The sequence below is a fragment of the Cupriavidus ulmosensis genome, from assembly GCF_977008105.1.
Map to the genome: position 1 here is coordinate 124,722 of NZ_CDRMWP010000003.1, position 17,537 is coordinate 142,258.

At 63.4% G+C, this 17,537-nt stretch carries 15 protein-coding genes and 1 pseudogene; 10 read left to right on the top strand and 6 right to left on the bottom strand.

Annotated features, from left to right (window positions below; all coding sequences use genetic code 11):
- Positions 1–185 precede the first annotated feature (185 nt).
- From ACWTPI_RS34570 to ACWTPI_RS34580, 3 genes are read right to left on the bottom strand one after another with little or no spacing between them, the layout of a single operon-like run.
- Positions 186–557 carry a bactofilin family protein gene (locus ACWTPI_RS34570; RefSeq protein WP_059414404.1) on the bottom strand — a complete coding sequence of 124 codons (372 nt, stop codon included), beginning with the start codon at positions 555–557 and terminating at the stop codon, positions 186–188.
- An 8-nt stretch (positions 558–565) separates the two neighbouring features.
- Positions 566–1,126, bottom strand: coding sequence for a hypothetical protein (locus ACWTPI_RS34575; RefSeq protein WP_156173995.1), 561 nt, complete (start codon positions 1,124–1,126; stop codon positions 566–568).
- Positions 1,123–1,764, bottom strand: coding sequence for a hypothetical protein (locus ACWTPI_RS34580; protein WP_231586613.1), 642 nt, complete (start codon positions 1,762–1,764; stop codon positions 1,123–1,125). The genes ACWTPI_RS34575 and ACWTPI_RS34580 overlap by 4 nt, the downstream gene beginning before the upstream one ends.
- 705 nt (positions 1,765–2,469) lie before the next feature.
- Between ACWTPI_RS34580 and ACWTPI_RS34585 the strand changes: the two genes are divergently transcribed.
- From ACWTPI_RS34585 to ACWTPI_RS34630, 10 genes are all read left to right on the top strand, one after another.
- The gene (locus ACWTPI_RS34585) at positions 2,470–2,703 is read left to right on the top strand and encodes a DUF7696 family protein (RefSeq protein WP_454728041.1); all 234 of its coding nucleotides are present in this window, start codon (positions 2,470–2,472) and stop codon (positions 2,701–2,703) included.
- Positions 2,652–3,944: a recombination directionality factor gene (locus ACWTPI_RS34590; protein WP_059414402.1), complete on the top strand. Its 1,293-nt coding sequence runs from the start codon at positions 2,652–2,654 to the stop codon at positions 3,942–3,944. Before ACWTPI_RS34585 ends, ACWTPI_RS34590 begins: the two co-directional genes overlap by 52 nt.
- A 96-nt stretch (positions 3,945–4,040) precedes the next feature.
- Positions 4,041–5,438, top strand: a complete 1,398-nt coding sequence (locus tag ACWTPI_RS34595) for a metallophosphoesterase family protein (RefSeq protein ID WP_059414630.1) — start codon at positions 4,041–4,043, stop codon at positions 5,436–5,438.
- Between the two features lie 162 nt (positions 5,439–5,600).
- A complete protein-coding gene (locus ACWTPI_RS34600) occupies positions 5,601–6,107 on the top strand; it encodes a hypothetical protein (RefSeq protein WP_059414399.1) in 507 nt (168 codons plus the stop codon).
- Entirely contained in the window at positions 6,095–8,443 is a 2,349-nt protein-coding gene (locus ACWTPI_RS34605) for a sbcc family protein (RefSeq protein ID WP_059414397.1), read from the top strand. Before ACWTPI_RS34600 ends, ACWTPI_RS34605 begins: the two co-directional genes overlap by 13 nt.
- A gap of 374 nt (positions 8,444–8,817) precedes the next feature.
- Entirely contained in the window at positions 8,818–9,000 is a 183-nt protein-coding gene (locus ACWTPI_RS34610) for a hypothetical protein (RefSeq protein WP_156173994.1), read from the top strand.
- A gap of 118 nt (positions 9,001–9,118) precedes the next feature.
- On the top strand, positions 9,119–9,289 hold the full coding sequence (locus ACWTPI_RS34615; RefSeq protein ID WP_156173993.1) for a hypothetical protein: 171 nt from the start codon (positions 9,119–9,121) through the stop codon (positions 9,287–9,289).
- A 616-nt stretch (positions 9,290–9,905) separates the two neighbouring features.
- Positions 9,906–10,682, top strand: coding sequence for a sulfite exporter TauE/SafE family protein (locus tag ACWTPI_RS34620; RefSeq protein ID WP_059414391.1), 777 nt, complete (start codon positions 9,906–9,908; stop codon positions 10,680–10,682).
- 128 nt (positions 10,683–10,810) lie between these two features.
- Positions 10,811–11,482 carry an ArsR/SmtB family transcription factor gene (locus ACWTPI_RS34625; protein ID WP_059414628.1) on the top strand — a complete coding sequence of 224 codons (672 nt, stop codon included), beginning with the start codon at positions 10,811–10,813 and terminating at the stop codon, positions 11,480–11,482.
- A gap of 36 nt (positions 11,483–11,518) precedes the next feature.
- On the top strand, positions 11,519–13,819 hold the full coding sequence (locus tag ACWTPI_RS34630; protein WP_059414390.1) for a molybdopterin-dependent oxidoreductase: 2,301 nt from the start codon (positions 11,519–11,521) through the stop codon (positions 13,817–13,819).
- 9 nt (positions 13,820–13,828) lie between these two features.
- Here the strand turns inward: ACWTPI_RS34630 and ACWTPI_RS34635 are convergent.
- From ACWTPI_RS34635 to iscB, 3 genes and pseudogenes are all read right to left on the bottom strand, one after another.
- Positions 13,829–14,647: pseudogene (locus tag ACWTPI_RS34635) on the bottom strand (IS5 family transposase).
- A gap of 295 nt (positions 14,648–14,942) precedes the next feature.
- Positions 14,943–15,731 (bottom strand): tyrosine-type recombinase/integrase, encoded by a 789-nt coding sequence (locus ACWTPI_RS34640; protein WP_231586612.1) that lies wholly within the window; start codon positions 15,729–15,731, stop codon positions 14,943–14,945.
- 119 nt (positions 15,732–15,850) lie between these two features.
- Positions 15,851–17,269, bottom strand: a complete 1,419-nt coding sequence (gene iscB, locus ACWTPI_RS34645) for an RNA-guided endonuclease IscB (protein ID WP_082079995.1) — start codon at positions 17,267–17,269, stop codon at positions 15,851–15,853.
- Positions 17,270–17,537 lie beyond the last annotated feature (268 nt).

Below are 17,537 nucleotides of genomic sequence, written 5' to 3' on the forward strand. Positions count from 1 at the left end.
CCGACGTTCTGTCGGGCTTTTTTTATTCAAGCGCTCAAAGCTTGACCAGCTTCGGAGCGATTGCGGGGAGCGTGATAAGTCGCTCGACCGGTCACAGGGGCACCATCCATCCACGAAAGGCGATACCGAAATGCGAGTTTTCCGGGAGCAACCCGATATCGTGATATTGAGCTTCCGACCTTCTTCTATGTCTCGGTGGGTGCCGGTGTGGCCCCCGTGTACGCGACCGAAGGGACCCGGGAGATCGTTGCGCCTTCCAAGTCGGCCTCGAGCCCAAGGCGAATGGTGCCGCCATAGAAAATGCGCGCCATCGCACGTCCGTTTACCAGCAGCGATGTGCGAGCTTTGACGTCTCCCTCGACGACGCCATCGATAACGACGTGCTCTCCCTCGACGCTGCCGCGAACCACTGCGCCCCGAGCAATGTGAACAAGGCCACTCGAAGACGAAACGGCGCCATCGACGATACCCGCGCAGGTGATACCGTGGTCGCTCACGAGATCCCCGTGAATGCACATCCCGGCCTGGACCAGGCTGAAACTTGGTGTGTTGTTCATGAGGATATTCAGAATAGTCTGATGTCGGCCGGGTGCGTTCCGACCTTTTCCGGGGGCGAGGTGGGCTTGGCCGGACTGGACGGCGCGGGTGCCTTACCCTTTGTGGGCGTCATTGCAGACGGCTTGCCACCGGCGCCGACTTCGCTACCTGCCAGCGACGATGGGGACGCATGCGCTGTGTCGACCGACACCGCGGCCGGCTGGCTAGCTGCCGGCTCGGACCGCGCGGCTGGCCATTGCTCCGACGTAGCCAGCGCGGCTGCAGGTGTCTCCACTGCGGACGCACTCTGGGACGTCGCCGGCGCCGCGGCCGCGACAGATGCCGCGGTCGGCTTGGTGGCCATGGCGACCAAGCGACCACCGAGGAGGGCGATCCCGGCGCCGACTGCGAGAATCGCGGCCACGCGAACGGATTGCTCGAGTCTGCCCCTGGGGGGGCGCTCCTGATCGGCTTGGCGAGTGCCGTCGGGAACTGACCAAAGGCCTGCCGGTCCCTCAGCCGTGACATCGATCGTGATGGCAGGTCGCGCGTATTGCTGGTGCATTCGTTCAATATCGGTGAGGGTCATTCGGTCTTTTCCGTGGATCCGGGAATGGGCGAAGCCGGAAGGCGAGAGCCATCCGGCGCGTACTTGTCGTTATCGGGCATGCACAGGCGGTGAATTTGGGAGATCCGTCGAGCGGCCGCATTGAGAATTTGCTCACGCTCGCTGCCGGACACGGATCTGGCCGCGCTGCAAAAAAGAGAAACAGAGAACAATCTGTCGTATTGTCGAACCAATCGGAGAAGGCGCCCGGCGAGCGGATGTGTGATTTGCACCTGGATCTCGCGCGACGCGACGGCGAACTGGATTTGATTGCGTGCCTCCCAATCGGCGAGGCTTGCTTCGAACCAATCCTCTGCCTCCCGGAACGCGATGTCCAGTGCTTTCACCTTTCCGCCGCGGCCGACGCTGAACTTGGCCGAACAGAAGTAGAAGTTCGCGTCGAGGAAATCGCGCGCGAACGTCGAATAGTACGTCGCAATGGCACCAGTCGCGGTGTCGGGAACGATTCTCGCAATCCGATCATCGCTATTGAATCGTTCGATGGTTCGAAGGCCACCATCCTTTGGTGAACCGGCGCTCGCGCCCTGGCCTGATTCTCCTTCATCGACGTCGCGATTCCTCTCGGATTCCGATCTAACCGCTATTGGGTCTTCAAGCATGTTCAGGTTTCCGCGTTCTCTCTCGCGAGCAATTGTCGGACAAGAACGGACAGCATTTGCTAGCGAAAGCTATACGAAATTCGTGAGCTTTCGGCGATCCGCAGTGCGGATCGTGTGACAGAATTCACTCACACCCTGCGTCACCGACGCATCGACTCTGACTCCTGGCGAGTCCATCCCTTTGTACAAAGTCGTGCCTTGCGCATGCTCCGACCAGCTGGCTACTGGTGTGGAATTTTCTCTTGCTAAGTGTTTTCGCCAAGCATTTCCCATCGTCAGCTTGTAAAACGCGTCTGCGTCTGTGCCTCTTATGAGCGCACGCGGGACACCGTTCGAGCCTGGGACCATGTGGCGTCTCTCTCAAGGCCCCTCCTAGGCAGAACGGCCGTCGTTGGCTGATCCGTGAACCTGCGGCCGAACCTGTGGGTTCGCAAATGGGTTGTTGTGCAGCGTGAACATGCTGCACGGGGCGACTTTACGTCCCAAGCATGAGCAGTGCGCATTCGCGCGCCGCTCCCTGTAAGCCATGCCCCCGGAAGGGGCGTGGCTGCAGGTTTCTCGAACAAAGCTCGCTACCGGCATTTCCGGAGCGAGCTTTTTTTGTTTGTGAGAAACCTCGATTCGGGAGATGCCATGCAGGAACACGCCGAAATCTCCGCTGCGATCGCAGCAACGCTGATCCGCCGCCGGCCCGACTATGTCGAGATGCCCGTGGCGTGGCGAGATCTATGTGAGGCGGCACACGTCGCCAGTCTTCCGGAAGCCGCTCGCGCGGCGTTCCTTTCTCAAGTAACGACCCAGCGCGGGGCCGATGTAGCCCTGCGCCTTCGGGAGCAGGCTGCGTCGATCCGTGCGAACGTCATTCGATACCTCGACAGGAGAGCAGCATGCAAGCCCCTATCACCTACAACGACTTCGGCAGTGCCAGAAGCATCCTAGACGAGCGGCCCGCGCGGCCGCCGATCATCGGCAAGATCCGCCCTGGCATCAAGGTCCTGACACGCAAGGCCCGCGAAAACGCCAAGGCAGTTGCAATCCATGATGCGCTGCTCGCTCAGGGCAAGTCATTCGAGGCGATCGGGATCGAGATCGAACGGGTGACTTCGATCAAGAACCCCTTGGTCCCGAAGAACACGCCGTACTTCACGTGCCGTGGCTCGGATTTCTCCAACCCTGACGTCGCCGACGAGATCCTCAAGCTGTACGGCGAGGATAAAGGCGACGGGCGGCGGCTCTGGCGCTTTCCCGTCATCTTCGCGTTCGACGACTGGCTCCAGAACATGCCGAACCAGTTGGTCGCGTGGGGCGCGGCGGGTCGGAAGTACTTTTCCGAATACGGCTCCGATGGCGTTCGCTACTGCAAGACGTATGCGCCCGCGCAGAAGAGCGAGCGAGCCAGCCGCGCGAAGCGAAACTGGGGCGGGCGTCAGATCATCTTGCGGCAGGACAACGAGATCCAGGACGGCCGCTGCGATCCGCACGAGTGCCCGCAGTATCAGGCAGGTGCGTGCAGCCTTTCAGCGTCCTTCTTTTTTGCGGTCCTGAAGATCAAGGGCCTCGGCCTGATCGAGCTGCCCACGACCTCCATTTACGTGCTCCAGAAAGCCTACGCTGCCATGCAGACGGTCTCGCTCGCGCGCGGCCGTCTCGTCGGTGTGACGTTCTGGGTCTCGAAGATGGAAGTCGAGGTGAGCCGCATCGGCGAAGACGGCCAGCCCATGCGTCAAAAGCAGTGGTTGATCACGCTCGATGCCGATATCGATCTCGGCGCGTTGCTTGACGGCACCGACCGGCCCCAGATCTCGCACGTGGAGAAAGCGGACGAAGCTGTTGCCATGCTGGAAGCCACGGGTCCCGATCGAGCGGTCGAGACAACCATCGCTGACTCGCCCGCTGACCTGCACGACCGAGTCTCGGTGCACACCGACGTTGGGGCAGGCGAAGCCGACCACGTCGATGACCTCGAAAGTCAGTTCGATGATCTTCTCACGCGTGTTGGGTTGAATAACCCGGAAGGGCGCGAGCAGATGAAGCGCTTCGCCAACGCAAGCTTTGGCCACGGTTGGCCGAGGCGACCGAACGACATTCGCCGACTCCTCGACGACATGCGCGTTGCGCTGGCCAATCCGCTCGCTTTCCGCGAGCAGGTTGCCGCAGTCTCTCGCGAACTCGCTCATTGACCGCCGGCCACGTGCCGGAATTCGTGAAAGGAAGCCTTCGGGCTTCCTTTTTCTTTTCTCTCTCCGGCTCGCCCGGTATCCATGATGGAGGCTTTCATGAAGTTTCAGGAACGCGATCAGCTTCGCGTCGGACACTTCTCCGACTTGCATTACTCGCCCGGCAACCTGGTTGAAGCCGATCGTTGCTTTGGCTTTGCTGTCGACGACGCGATCGCTGCGGGCTGCGATGCCTATGTGATCTCGGGGGACTCGACGGACCACCGGCTCGATGCGCACTCGCCGGCGTTCTCCGGCCTGGCGCGTCGTGTGCACCGGCTGGCTTGCGCTGCGCCCGTGCTCATGCTGCAAGGCACCTTCAGCCACGAGCCGCCGGGCACGCTGGATGTGTTTCGCTTCGTTGGGGGAGAGGCCTGCCCTGTGTACGTGGCGGACCGCATCCACCAGGTCGCGCTAAGCCGGGGCGAGTTCATCGCCTCTCACGGTTCCGTGTTCACGATCGAAGAGCTCGAGGAGATCGCGGAAACCCATGGCGATCCCAAGGTGGTTTTCACCTGCGTGCCGACCGTGAACAAGGCGACACTTGCGGCCGCCGTAGGCGTGTCCAATGCAGCCACGGCTGTTGGTGATCATCTGGCGGCCTATCTCGCGGCGGCTGGGGCAATCAACCGGCTGCTACGTGAGCAGGGTATTCGTACCATTGGCGTGTCCCACGGCACGGTCAACGGCTGCCAGACAGAGCACGGTGTGCCGATGGCGGGGTTCGATCATGAGTTCACGATCGGCTCGCTGTTTGACGCCGATTGCGACGCGTTCATGCTTGGCCACATCCACCGCGCCCAGCAATGGGAGCGCGAGGGTAGGGTGGTGGCGTATCCCGGCTCCATCGGGCGCTTCCATTACGGTGAGATCGGAGCGAAGGGCTATCTGCGCTGGAATATCGAGCTGGGTCAAGTCACCGCCACGCAGATGGAGACGCCCGCGCGCGAGACAGTCTGCGTGGACTTCGACGGCCCGCCGGACATGGCTCGACTTGCCGAAGTTGCCGCCGGCGCTGCAGATAAGTTCGTTCGCATTCGCTGGTCGATCAACGAGGAGCACCGGCAGCTGGTCGACCGTGATGCCATTCAGGCCCTGTTCCGCAACAGCGCCGAGGTGAAAATCGAAGCGCGTATCTTGCCTGCGGTGCGTAGCCGCGCGGAAGGCATCAGCCGGGCCGCCAGTCTGCCTGAGAAGCTCGGGCGCTGGGGCGAGCTTGCCGGTGTCGATACTGGTCCGTTGGTCGATCGGCTGTCGCAGTTGCAGAACCTGGATGCACAGTCCATTGCCGACGGTGTGCTGGCCAACCTGGCCGATCTCGACATTCCACAACCGGTGCCGTCAGCAGCTGCGATGCAGTCGGCCCTGCCTGCCTCTGTTCCACCGGTCGCACCGGTGCAGAAGTCGGCTGCGTTGGATTGGCTGAACGATGACCTGTTCGCGGCCGAAGCCGCCTAACCCTAGAACGTGCGAAAGCCATGTTCCGACAGCCTTCGGGTTGTCGAAAATTGGTTTTACCCCGCGTCCCCGACGCATCGATCCGCAGTATCCATTTCTTTTCTTCTACCCTGACGGGTGCTTCCCGTCCGGGGTGCACTCTGTCGTTCTCAGGAGTGCATCATGATTCTGTATCACGCTGGCCCCGCGTGGGCTCGTACGTTTGAAGTCGAGATGCCCCAATCGGATCTCGCAAACCGCCTTTGTTCCGACCACGGCTTCTTGCGTGGCATGCTGTTTCAGCCGTTCGGCATGCACCGCGGTGCGGTGATCGCCACGCGCGAGCACATGCTGGTCATGGCGCTCGGCACTGACACGGGCGCGACCTGGTTCTCCGTGGCGCCCGCCAAAGAGATCCAGGATTTGCTTTGGTCGTTCTCGAACGGCTACGCCAGCCAGTGGAGTGCCCGGGAACTGAAGGCGCTCTCGGGCTGCGAAGACTGGCAGGCCCTGCAGTTGGCAGTCCGCGGGCAGTTTGTCGCGGCGGTCCGATCGGTTGAGCGGGCAATCGCCGGCAAGCCGGAGCACGATCCCGAGCCGATCAGCGAGATGCCGGACGACGATGTTTTCGAACTCCCGTCGGACTACCTGCAGGCCATGCCGATGGAGGATGCACCATGCGTCCACTGAAACTCACGCTCACAGGGTTCCGTGGCGTGCGGGACGGCATGCATCGCGACAGCGTCACCATCGATCTGACGGGCTTGCCCACGGGACTGATTGCCCTCGTCGGCCCTTGCGGCGCCGGCAAGACCACGATCATGGACAACGTGCAACCGTATGCGCTCATGCCGAGCCACGCGACCAAGATGACCCCGGACGGCTTCTCGTACTGGGACCATCTCTGTGCCCCGCGCGCGGAGAAGGATCTCGAATGGGAGCACGGTGGCAAGGTCTATCGGTCCGCATTCACTTTCCGCAATGCGGGCAAGAGCCGCAAGGCAGAGTACTACTTGTTCGAGATGGGTCGTGATGGCGCCTGGGAGCCTGCCGAACTGCCTGATGGTACGATCTCTGACGGCAAGGCGGAGACCTATGGCCGATGCGTGGAACCGATTCTTGGGTCTCCCGAAGTGTTCTTCACCAGCGTGTTCTCCGCACAGAACCGGCGGCCGCTTGCCAGCTATCAGGCGGGCGAGATCAAGAAGCTGCTCGCAGAGCTGCTCGGGATCGATCACCTGCGCGAGGTGTCCTCGAAGGCGAATGACGTGGCCAGGCTGTTGGGCCGCGCACTCGATGCCATGCAACGCGACGTGCTGATCCTCACCGGCAAGCGCGACGCGACGCAGGCGATGGCCAAGGAGATCGGTGAGATCGACGAGGCATTGACGGGCAAGCGCCGCGCGCGAACTGGGGCGCTTGAGGATGGAGCGAAGCTTCAACAAGAGCGTGCCACGCTCGCAGCGAAGCATGCCGCATCTGCTGCGACTGAGGCGCGGCTGCGCGAGCTGAAGCAACGTGAAGGCGAGCTGGTGGCGCAAGCTACCCGGTTGGTCGGTGATGAGAAGCTTGCGAAAGCCCGTGCCGATGCGCGCCTGAAGGAACTGGACAAGGCGACTGCTTCTGCGAACGCTACGCTCGATCAGTCGGCGGTGATTCTTGCCGCGGACGGGGAGCGTGATACCTTGCAGATGGCTATCGGCCAGAAGCAGGCGGCGTGGGAAGCCGGCCAGGTCGAGCTTGCAAAGCTGGAGGCCGTCCAGGTTCGCCGCGCCACACTCACGGCGGAGCTTCATGGCCTTGAGCAGCGTGGGTCGGTTGCCGCACAGCTCGCCAAGTCGTTGAAATCGCAGGCTGACGTGATCGAGACGGTTCCCTGTCACGACCATGCCATGCATGCGACGTGCCCGTTGCTTGCGCAAGCGCGCGACGCCCGGCTCAAACTCGGCGAGCAGACCGTGCAAGTGAGCGGCCTGCGGACTAGCTACCGGGAGAAGCAGGAGGCTCTCAAGGCAACGGACGCTACGGTTGTCGGTCTTCCGGCGGCCCGTGCAGCCCAAGCCACGCTGCAACAGAGCATTGCCCGTGATCAGCAGCAGATCCAACGGCTGACGGCCCTGGCCGCGAGGAAGCCATTGCTCGCGGCAGCGAACGACACCCTTGCCAATGCGAAGCGCGACATGGTGGCACTAGGCACCGAGGGTTCGGAGCGCCTAGCCCGCTATCAGCGCGATGTTGCGGACGTTGAGGTGCAGGTCACGGCGGTTCGCCGCGAGCTATCGGCGTTGGCGACAGAGGATGTCACTGGCATGCTTGCTGATCTCGACCGGCGCATCACTGCCGGCCGGGAGACTACTGTGGCGCTCGACGGTGCGATCGAAGCACTAATCCGCCGGCAGAGCACGTTGGCTGCGGACCGTGGTCGCATCGAGGCGGAGCTGGCCGGGCTGGCGGCATTGGAGGGTAGGGCTTCGGCCTTGTCCGACGAGATCGCGCAGTGGAAGCTGCTCGCCAAGGGCTTGGGCAACGATGGCGTGATCGCGTTGTCGATCGACGATGCTGGACCCGCGATCGCAAAGATCGTTAATGACCTGCTGCTTGCCTGCTACGGGCAGCGATTCACTATCGCGATCCAGACGCAGACCGAGCTGGCCAACGGGGAGAAGCGCGAAGGCTTTGAGATTCTCGTGTTCGATGCAGATAGCGGCACGGATAAGAACTTCGCGTTCATGTCCGGCGGTGAAAAGATCTGGGTCAACGAGTGTTTGACTCGCGGTATTGCGCTCTACCGGGCGCAGGATTCGGGGCAGTTGTTTCACACCGTGTTCACCGACGAGTCGGATGGTGCGCTTGACCCCGAGCGCAAACGGGCTTTCATGCGTATGAAGCGCGAAGTGCTCCGCCGCGGCGGGTATCAGCGTGAGTTCTTCATTTCGCACACCCCAGATTCAATCGACGAAGCCGATGCAGTAATTGACGTTGGAGCCCTGTCGGCCCGAGTGAGCCCTCCCGAACTGGCGTCTTGACTAACCCGATGGGGCATGCCCCATCGGGGCTGCTCCGTCTTCCTTCTTCGTGCCATGAAACTTCCTCTTATCCTGGTGCTCTTGCTACTCGTCCTGCTTGGAGCGGCGGAGCTTTACCCTTCGCCGAAACCGCAACCGAACAAGGTGCCTAAAGCGGCCCAGACGCGGCTGATCGTCGAATACCGCGCCAGCGCGCTGCCGAATACGGGCACGCTATAGCGCCCTCATCCTTAACCGTACGGCGCTCCCTAGGGAGCGCCGTTTTTCTTGCTATTCCGATGACCTGTCACCTAGTACAAACCGGCCCTGCACCGCGGTGCCGACGGCCTCTCCTCGCGGCGGTAACGTTGCCGGTTCTCGTGGCTGCGGCCGGGATGGATGACCTCGACGAAGCCCTGCGATTGCTCATGGGCGTTGCCGACATCGCTGCTGGCGACGTGGCCGGGGTTTTCTTCTCCGGCGAGCCGGATGGGCAGTGGCTTTCTTCGAGCCTAGCCAGCCGGATCGGCTGGCTCGTGCAGTGGCTCCTGGCTGAGGCTCGGGCGGCGAGCAGGTAACGTTCTCAAAGCCTGTCCGTCAGTGGCGTACGTCCTTTCGTTACTTCATCTCTTCAATTCCCCCGAGGGCGGTGTGGCCCACGGGGGCTGGCCGCCCATTCATTTTCAGGAAGCCAGCATGAGCCAGAACATTGAATTGTTTTCACAGGGCGCGTTCGAGCCTGTGGAGAAAAAGATCGCGCGCGCTGTAGGTGTCGTAGTTGATCTGTTCCGCGAGGGGCCCCGATGTTCCTCGCCTTCATCGGTGGCAACGAAAGCAGCGTCGTTGCGGCAAGCAGCCTTCACCTAATGCAGCTTTACGCCCATCTACAGTAGCGCCATCGTGCACAGCAGGAGCCAGGGCAACAGGGTAAGGGTCATCTCCTTTCCGCCCAAGGAATCAGGCAGTCCACTCGCACTGAACGAGCAGGTTAGGCCCGCCGGGAAGATCGCCATGTCGTTGATGTCTTGAGCGCGAGTCTTCTCAGCCGCAGTGTGGGTATAGGTCAGCAGCGTTGAGCTTCCAATGTGGAGGAAGTTCCAGCCGGTGCCGAGCAAGACCAGCGCCGTGGCGAAGAGCCGGAACCCGTGCCCGCCTTTGCATTGACAACAGCGCCGACTCGGCGGGCCAGCGGAGGCCTTCGCGCTAGAATCGTCTAAGAATCGTTGTAATTCGTCTAAACGAATTTATATTATCCGATTAATATGCAGAATGATTTTTTAATGCACGATCCGTGTCAAGCAGCTGAAAGTCAGGGCGTCTGCGAGAGCTAGGCATTGCGCCCTTTGAGCAAGAAGGACACCATGCCCGGAAATAGCAGGCACAACCGACATATCCCGAAGTCATGCGCCCATGCCGACGAGGCGGGAAAGGCCCAACGCGCCACTCGTTCTGGGACCTCCTGCGCCGCGGCCGGAGACGCAACATGACGCTGATCCTAGCTGCCGCGCTGGCGTTCGCGATTGCTGCCGTGACCGCTCCTGTGGGGGTGTCCGGCGCGGTGTTTCTGATGCCAGTGCAGCTCAGCGTGTTGCATACTCCGAGTCCGTCTGTCACGCCAACGAACCTGCTCTATAACCTGATGGCCCTTCCCGGCGGGCTGCTGCGCTACAAGCGGCGCGGCAAGATCCAGTGGTCCCTGACCCGCCTGCTGATCGTAGGCACGATCCCCGGCGCGATCGCGGGGGCCATCATCCGGGTCACCTGGCTGTCCGGGCCGCAGGCCTTCCTGCTGGTGGTCGCCGCCGTGCTGATTCCGCTGGGCGTCTGGCTGCTGTTCGGTAGAAGCACCCGTCAGCGCGACGGCACCGAGGTCCACGGCCACCACCGCACCCTGATCATCGCCCTGGCCTTGGCCGTGGGCGTCATCGGGGGAATCTACGGCATCGGCGGCGGATCGCTGTTGGCCCCGATCCTCGTCGGCATGGGCTTCGCCATCGGTCACGTCGCGTCCGCGGCGCTGGCTTCCACGTTCGTTACGTCGGTGGCTGGCCTGGTCACCTATGTCGTGCTCGGCTTGAAGTATGGGAGCGGCATTGCCCCGGACTGGGCGCTGGGCATCGCCCTGGGCATCGGTGGCTTCGCGGGCACCTACGCCGGCGCCGCCTTGCAGCCCTGGCTGCCGGAAAAGCTGCTGCGCCGCGTCCTCGGCGGAATCGGCATTCTTGTCGGCGCCCACTACGTCTGGCCTGTTCTCGCCTGATTCCGCAACCGGGCGCTGGACATCCCGGATGTCCAGATAACGATATGCGCACTCGATCTGCACGGCGAACTATTCTTGCAATCCAGATTCCATGAATCGGGTGAATGATCGCTAGTGAAGGAAGGTACATGGTACAGCTAGGACCAGGACAGGCCATCTACGAGAATCTAGCGGAGATCGCGCAGGCGATCGACCACGTTCATCGCATCGAGCTGCGGGAACTCCTCGCCCAGGGCGAGCACAGTGTCGAAGCCCTGGCCGAAGCCTGCAAGCTCACCTTCGGCAACACGTCGCGCCATCTCCAGATTTTGCAGTGGGCGCAACTGGTGACCGCCGAGCGCCAGGGTAAGCACATGCTTTACAGCCTTGCGGGACCGGAAGTGGTCGTCTGCCTGCTCAAGTCGCTGGGCTGCGTGGGCGAGCGCAACCGCGCTGAGGTGCGCCAGATCATGTCGGACTACTTCTCGGCGCGCGATGCGCTGGCGCCCGTGACCAGGGACGAACTGGTCGAGCGGCTGCGCGACGGACGGGTGACGCTGCTCGACGTCCGCCCGGAGCATGAATTCAGCCTGGGCCACCAGCCGGGCGCGTTGAACATCCCGCTGGAAGAACTGGAAACCCGGCTCGCCCGTCTGCCAAAGAGGTGGCAGATCGTCGCGTACTGCCGCGGGCCGTACTGCGTGCTGTTGTTCGAGGCGGTGGCCTTGCTGCGCGCGAAGGGGTATCGCGTGCGACGCCTGGAAGACGGCTTTCCGCAATGGCAGGCGGCAGGTCTGGAAGTGGAGACCGCCGAAGCCTGACAACGTCCCAAACCACACAGAACATCGTTCGCAACCATGAAGCCATCGACCTACACCGCCTCGCACTGGGGCATCTATGAAATACAACGCGACGCGCAGGGGGTGCCTTCCCTGGCGCCTTGGGCGCGGGACACCGACCCCTCGCCGATCGGCCTGCACGCGCTCGCGGCCAACAATGCGCCGCAGCGCATCCTGCGCCCGGCCATCCGAGCCGGCTGGCTGGATCGCCAGGGCGCCAGCCGCGAGGGGCGCGGCAAGGAGCCCTTCGTCGAGGTGCCTTGGGACGAGGCGCTGGACCTGCTTTCTGGCGAGCTGCGGCGCGTGATCGACACTCACGGCAATGCCGCCATCTACGGCGGCTCCTACGGCTGGGGCAGCGCCGGCCGCTTCCACGGCGCTGCGGCCCATCTTCATCGTTTTCTCAACGTGCAGGGCGGCTACGTGCGCAGCGTGGATTCGTACAGCCTCGGCGCGGGCAGCGTGGTGACGCCCCACGTCGTGGCATCCGTCGATGCCGTGCTGGCCGACAGCGACGACTGGGAGACGCTGGCGCAGCACACGCGGCTGCTGGTCTGCTTCGGCGGACTGCCGGCCAAGACGGCGCAAACCGACTTCGGCGGCGCGGGCCGCCACCGCCTGCGCGACGGACTGCGCCGCCTGGCCGCCAGCGGCGTGCGCATCGTCAACGTCGGACCGAGCCGCGAGGACATCGAGCCCGGCATCCCGGCCCAGTGGCTGCCGATCCGGCCCAACACCGACACGGCGCTGATGCTCGCGCTGGCCCACGGCGTGCTGGCCGAGGGCCGGCATGACCGCGCCTTTCTCGCGAGCCACAGCGTCGGCTGGGAGCGCTTCGAGGCCTATCTTCTGGGACACGCCGATGGCGTCGCCAAGGACGCCGCCTGGGCCGCCGGCATCACCGGGGCGCCGCGCGAGCAGATCGCGGAGTTGGCCGGCGCGCTGGGCCGCGAACGCACGCTGTTGACGGCGATGTGGTCCTTGCAGCGCGCCCACCATGGCGAGCAGCCGTTCTGGGCGCTGGTGGCCCTGGCCGCGGTGCTGGGGCAGATCGGCCTGCCCGGCGGCGGTTTCGCGTTCGGCTACGGCGCGGCGAACTCGGTCGGCCATCGCAGCGCGCGCTTTGCCGGCCCCACCTTCCCGCAGGGGCGCAATGCGGTGGATGCTTTCATTCCCGTGGCGCGCATTGCCGACATGCTGGCCCAGCCGGGCGGGAGTTTTGACTACAACGGCCGCACGCACCGCTATCCGGACATCCGGTTGGTCTACTGGGCCGGGGGCAACCCCTTCCACCACCACCAGGACCTGAACCGGCTTGCGGCGCTTTGGCGAGGGCCGGAGACCGTCGTCGCGCACGAGCAGTTCTGGAACGCGCACGCCAAGATGGCGGACATCGTGTTGCCGGCCACGACCTCTCTGGAACGTGACGACATCGGGTTCTCGGGGCGCGAGGCACACCTCGTGGCGATGCGGCAGGTGCTCGCTCCGGCGGGCGAGGCGCGCGACGACTTCGAGATTTTCCGGGGATTGGCGCAGCGGCTCGGCGTCTTGGCCGAGTACGCCGAGGGCCGCGATGCCGGCCAATGGCTGCGGGCGCTGTATGAGGAGGCGCTGCCGCGTGCCCATGCGGTCGGTGTGGAACTGCCCGCGTTCGACGTGTTCTGGGAGCAAGGGATCGTCGATTTCGAGGGGACGGCGCCACCCAGGAGCTTTCTGCAGCGTTTTCGTGAAGACCCTGCTGCGCATCCGCTGAAGACCCCTTCCGGGAAGATCGAGATCTGGTCCGAGGCCATTGCCTCGTTCGGCTACGACGACTGCCCTGGCCACCCGAGCTGGTTGGAGCCGGCCGAATGGCTCGGCGCCACCGATGCGCAGCAGTTGCACCTGGTGTCGGACCAGCCGGCGACGAAGTTGCACAGCCAGCTCGACCATTCGGCGCTCAGCCGGGGGGCGCGCGTCGACGAGCGTGAACCGCTGACGATCCACCCGGAGGATGCGCGTGAGCGGGGCATCCAGGACGGCCAGGCCGTGCGTGTCTGGAACACCCGGGGCGCGTGTGTGGCGGCGGCCCGACTGAGCGATGGTGTGCTGCGCGGGGTCGTCAGGCTTGCCACCGGCGCCTGGTTCGATCCGTCCGCGGAGGTGCCCGGACTCGACAAGCACGGCAATCCCAATGCGGTGACAAGTGACCTGCCGGCTTCGCGCTTGTCGCAGGGCTGCGCAGCGCAGACCTGTCTGGTGCAAGTCGAGCCATGGAGCGGGCCGCTTCCGGCTGTCTCTGCGTTCGAGTTGCCGCGCTTCGTCGCGCGCGGTGGCTAAGAACTCATTTCAAAATGAAGATTCGTCCCGCTGGAGGGTACGCCAGCAAATGAGGCAGCAGGCCAGCTTGAGTAAGCCTTCATGAATGTCCGCACGACGCTCGAAGCGGGTGCGCAGACGCCGGAATGCGTGCAACCAAGCGTTGAGTTCGCTCTACCACCCAGCGAACCTTACCCAGGCCGCTGCCGTGAGGTTCGCCGCGCCGGGCGATGGAGGTGGGGATGCCGGCAGCGTGAAGCGGCCTTCGATATTTGTCGTGGTCGTACGCGCGATCAGCGTAGATGCGCCCAGGCTTGCGCAAAGGCCGGCCTCGGCATCCTCGGATAGCCGGAATCGCTTCGATCAGAGGCAGAAGTTGGGTGATGTCGTTACGGTTTGCGCCGGTCAGGATGACCGCGATCGGCGTGCCGTTCGCATCGGTGGCGACGCGGTGCTTGGAACCTGGTCGCGCGCGATCGGTGGGGTTCGGTCCTGTTTTTGGCCCGCCTCAATCGCTCGAACTGAAGAGGAATCGATGACGACACGTGAGAAATCGATGCGGTCGACCGCGCGTAGCTTCGCCAGCAGGACTTCGTGCAACCGATCCCATACGCCGGCGCTTTGCCAATCGCGTAGCCGACGCCAGCAACTGACCCCGGAGCCGCAACCTATCTCGGCGGGTAGTTCGTTCCACCGAATGCCGCTCCTCAACACAAACAGGATGCCGGTCAGTGCTCCCCGATTTGACGCCGGCATGCGACCCGGATATCGGAATCGTCGCCGCTTGGCCGCGGGAAGAAGCGGTTCGATCAGTGCCCACAGTTCATCGTCAATGATTGGCTTGCCCATCCCCTCTGTCCTGTTGTCACAACGGATGAGGTTAACAGGATCGCCCTGAAGTACCCAGCAGCTCTTTTTGAAACAGGTTCTTAGGCGGTGTTGCTAGCGCCTGCGGGCGGAAGTGGACTCGAACTCGACCGGCCCCTGCACGCGGCCGCGAGCCCATCGCGGGCAATCATCGGCGCCGGCGAAGTGGAGGGATCGAGCATGTGTGTGCTGCTCTGGTGTGTGTGATTGCCGAGAGGTGAGGGCCAAAGTGATTCGCCTGCATGGCACCTCAGCTCGAGCCAGACACATTCAACGCTTATTCTGTTGGCAATGTGGCGGCAATTCGATCGGCCGTGCGGGTGCTGGCCAGCCCGAGCAGTTCGCTTACCTCGACGCGATCGCGCCCTGCAAGCAACTGCCGGCGACAGAAGGTATTGCGGAGGATTCGCGGACTCATGTCGTCTGCCTCAAAGTCGATGGCCACCAGTGCCGAACGGACGATCCGGCCTAGACCCATGTCCGCAATTGGCTTGCCGAGGTTCGTGAGCGAAAAAAGTAGGTCACTGGCAATTGGCAGCGTAGCCCGGCGGGCCGACCAGGCTGTAAGGACGGGCAGGGCAAACGGGGGGACCTGAACCGTCCTTGCGTCTCGCGCTCCATGGCCACGGACGTGCAAGTACGGCGGGCTTGCCGCGGTCTGGAGGTCCACTTGGGTGGCGCTGCGGCCCTCGGCCGCTGTGATGCCGGTGCCAAGAAACAATCCAACGATTGCTCGTGCCCGCAGATGGGCAAGATCGTCGTTAGGAGAGGGCTGTATCCAAGCCTGGAGGGATTCGTCTGCTTCCTGAGGCAAGTAGATGGGGGAGGGGTCTTCATCAGGCCATTGCGCCTGCCGTACGAGCTCCTCCGCCGGATTGCCGTCACGCACAGCAATGGATACTAGATGTCGACACAGCCGGTCCAGCAGTTTCAGATAGCGCATCCGTGTCGCAGCGCTGTATGTGGCTCCGGCCTTCGTTTGCCAGAGGGAGTGGATATGGTCGGCGCCGAAACTGGCCACGGTCACGCCGCAGTCGTGCAGATGTCGCTGAAAGTGCTCAAACATCGCTCGATGCTGAACCACGGACCGGGCCGAGAAGGGACGGCGGTCAGCACCAACGGCTTCGTGCGTTTGCCATTCACCGAACGCAGCGGTCGGTGCGGTGAGCCAAAGAGACCGTTCAGTCATCGGGATGCGCGGGAAACCCCGTCCTTCAGGACGGGGATGGATAGCGCGGCGTGCGCAGCACGCCCTTCTCCCGCTTCTCCTTTGTAGAGGCTATCTTTGGATCGAAAATGGTAGCCATATCCATCGGCTCGCTGCACCAGCGAGCAATGGCGATGGCTGATACCCTGTACGACACCGTTCGGCGTTTGGATGTTGAATGAACCTGATGCCCGTACTGCAACGCGGCCCGCATAGGTGCCGGCCTTCTTTCCGCTTGGCACGACAGCGTGCACCCGGTCGCCCGTCTGGAATCCCTTAACCTGCTTCCGGCGCATCAAGTAACCGCGCGGGAACCCCGAGGCAGTCAGCCGCGTGCGCTGATAGCTGCCACGCCCCGTCGCTTTCACTTCAAGAGTGGGTCGCTGCCAGCCGGTGATAGCGTTGACGTCGCCGACGCACGCCGCATCCAGTGCATGGGTCTTTGGAATGGTGTGCGCGGCCCGGTTGAACTTGGTTCGGCCTCCCGAGGCGAGTTCAAGTGGCAGGCCCGTGGCCCGCAAAGCGTTCGCCAATGCCCAGCGCGTCGCGTTGATGGCAGCGGCGTCCTTCAGCGGACGAGCTGCGGTTGTGAGGATGCGCGCGAGACGCGTCGGGTCCTTGACGAACTCTCGGACGTCGCGTGAGCCCTTCTTCTGGTTACAGCATTCGCAAGCCAACCCGAGATTGCCGACGCGGTTTGTCCCGCCCCTTGCCCTCGATGTCAAGTGCTCGACTTGAAGGGGGACGCCCTCGGCATCGCAGTAGATGCAGGCGCGGCCCCACCTTTCGAGCAGGTATTCGCGCACCTCGTAACCGGCGAGCGTACCCTGTTGGTACTCGACGCCAGAAATTTCCGGATTTTCCATTGCCTGCATGTCAAAGCGCACCAGCTCAGACGAGACGCCATTGACGGGAGCCCAACGGCGGATGCGCTGGACCCATGCCATCGTCGTGTCCACGCGATGCTGGAGCGATGGCGCGAGCCAGCCTGCCGGGCGCGTACGATTCAGGAAGCGCGGCGCCCGATAGCGCAGGTTCGCGCCGCGGCGACGCCGGCGCATGGAACGGCGAGCCGTCAGCCGTTCGCTGATCTGGCCGCCACGATGCACGAGTTCGAACAGGCTCAACACTGCCGCACCACGTTGGATCTCCCCGGATACGGAGCAAGCCAGCTCCGTATCGCGCACTAGCGCCCCCCCGGTCATCTTGCTGCCTGGGTCCAACTTGATACGCAGGGGCTGAAACTCGCAGTCATCGACCGTGCGGTCAACCAGACGGATAACGGCCGGCACAACGCGATGCACGCGCGCCCGGCGACGCTCAAGCAGTAATCGAGCGCGCTTCTCGGTGCATGGCATGAGCGGCTTGCCATGCTTGTCCAGAACAAAAACCGACATGATCGGCTCCTATGTATGTGCCCTTACGGGCCTTGTAACGCCTTCCTCACGGAAGGTCTCCCCTCGGGCAAGTTGTGCAGCAGCTTGGGATGACTCCCGGCGATAGCCCGTTTCGTGCCTGCCCGTGGCTTGTCTGCTGCCATCGCTTCCAGAGCGCCGAACTGAGGAAGCATTCGGCGGTGGGTCTGCGCACTTCTGCACAACGTAGCGGCCTGGTTACCGCTTGCCCTGGTCAATCTCGGGCTCTCGGGATTGCTCCCTCAAGCCC

Excerpts from the sequence above, each read along its gene's own strand:
- ACWTPI_RS34585 (WP_454728041.1), top strand. The coding sequence starts at position 2,470 with ATGCCCGTGGCGTGGCGAGATCTATGTGAGGCGGCACACGTCGCCAGT.
- ACWTPI_RS34640 (WP_231586612.1), bottom strand. The coding sequence starts at position 15,731 with ATGTTTGAGCACTTTCAGCGACATCTGCACGACTGCGGCGTGACCGTG.
- ACWTPI_RS34575 (WP_156173995.1), bottom strand. The coding sequence starts at position 1,126 with ATGACCCTCACCGATATTGAACGAATGCACCAGCAATACGCGCGACCT.
- ACWTPI_RS34620 (WP_059414391.1), top strand. The coding sequence starts at position 9,906 with ATGACGCTGATCCTAGCTGCCGCGCTGGCGTTCGCGATTGCTGCCGTG.
- ACWTPI_RS34615 (WP_156173993.1), top strand. The coding sequence starts at position 9,119 with ATGAGCCAGAACATTGAATTGTTTTCACAGGGCGCGTTCGAGCCTGTG.
- ACWTPI_RS34630 (WP_059414390.1), top strand. The coding sequence starts at position 11,519 with ATGAAGCCATCGACCTACACCGCCTCGCACTGGGGCATCTATGAAATA.
- ACWTPI_RS34580 (WP_231586613.1), bottom strand. The coding sequence starts at position 1,764 with ATGCTTGAAGACCCAATAGCGGTTAGATCGGAATCCGAGAGGAATCGC.
- ACWTPI_RS34600 (WP_059414399.1), top strand. The coding sequence starts at position 5,601 with ATGATTCTGTATCACGCTGGCCCCGCGTGGGCTCGTACGTTTGAAGTC.
- ACWTPI_RS34590 (WP_059414402.1), top strand. The coding sequence starts at position 2,652 with ATGCAAGCCCCTATCACCTACAACGACTTCGGCAGTGCCAGAAGCATC.
- ACWTPI_RS34570 (WP_059414404.1), bottom strand. The coding sequence starts at position 557 with ATGAACAACACACCAAGTTTCAGCCTGGTCCAGGCCGGGATGTGCATT.
- ACWTPI_RS34625 (WP_059414628.1), top strand. The coding sequence starts at position 10,811 with ATGGTACAGCTAGGACCAGGACAGGCCATCTACGAGAATCTAGCGGAG.
- ACWTPI_RS34605 (WP_059414397.1), top strand. The coding sequence starts at position 6,095 with ATGCGTCCACTGAAACTCACGCTCACAGGGTTCCGTGGCGTGCGGGAC.
- ACWTPI_RS34595 (WP_059414630.1), top strand. The coding sequence starts at position 4,041 with ATGAAGTTTCAGGAACGCGATCAGCTTCGCGTCGGACACTTCTCCGAC.
- iscB (WP_082079995.1), bottom strand. The coding sequence starts at position 17,269 with ATGTCGGTTTTTGTTCTGGACAAGCATGGCAAGCCGCTCATGCCATGC.
- ACWTPI_RS34610 (WP_156173994.1), top strand. The coding sequence starts at position 8,818 with ATGGATGACCTCGACGAAGCCCTGCGATTGCTCATGGGCGTTGCCGAC.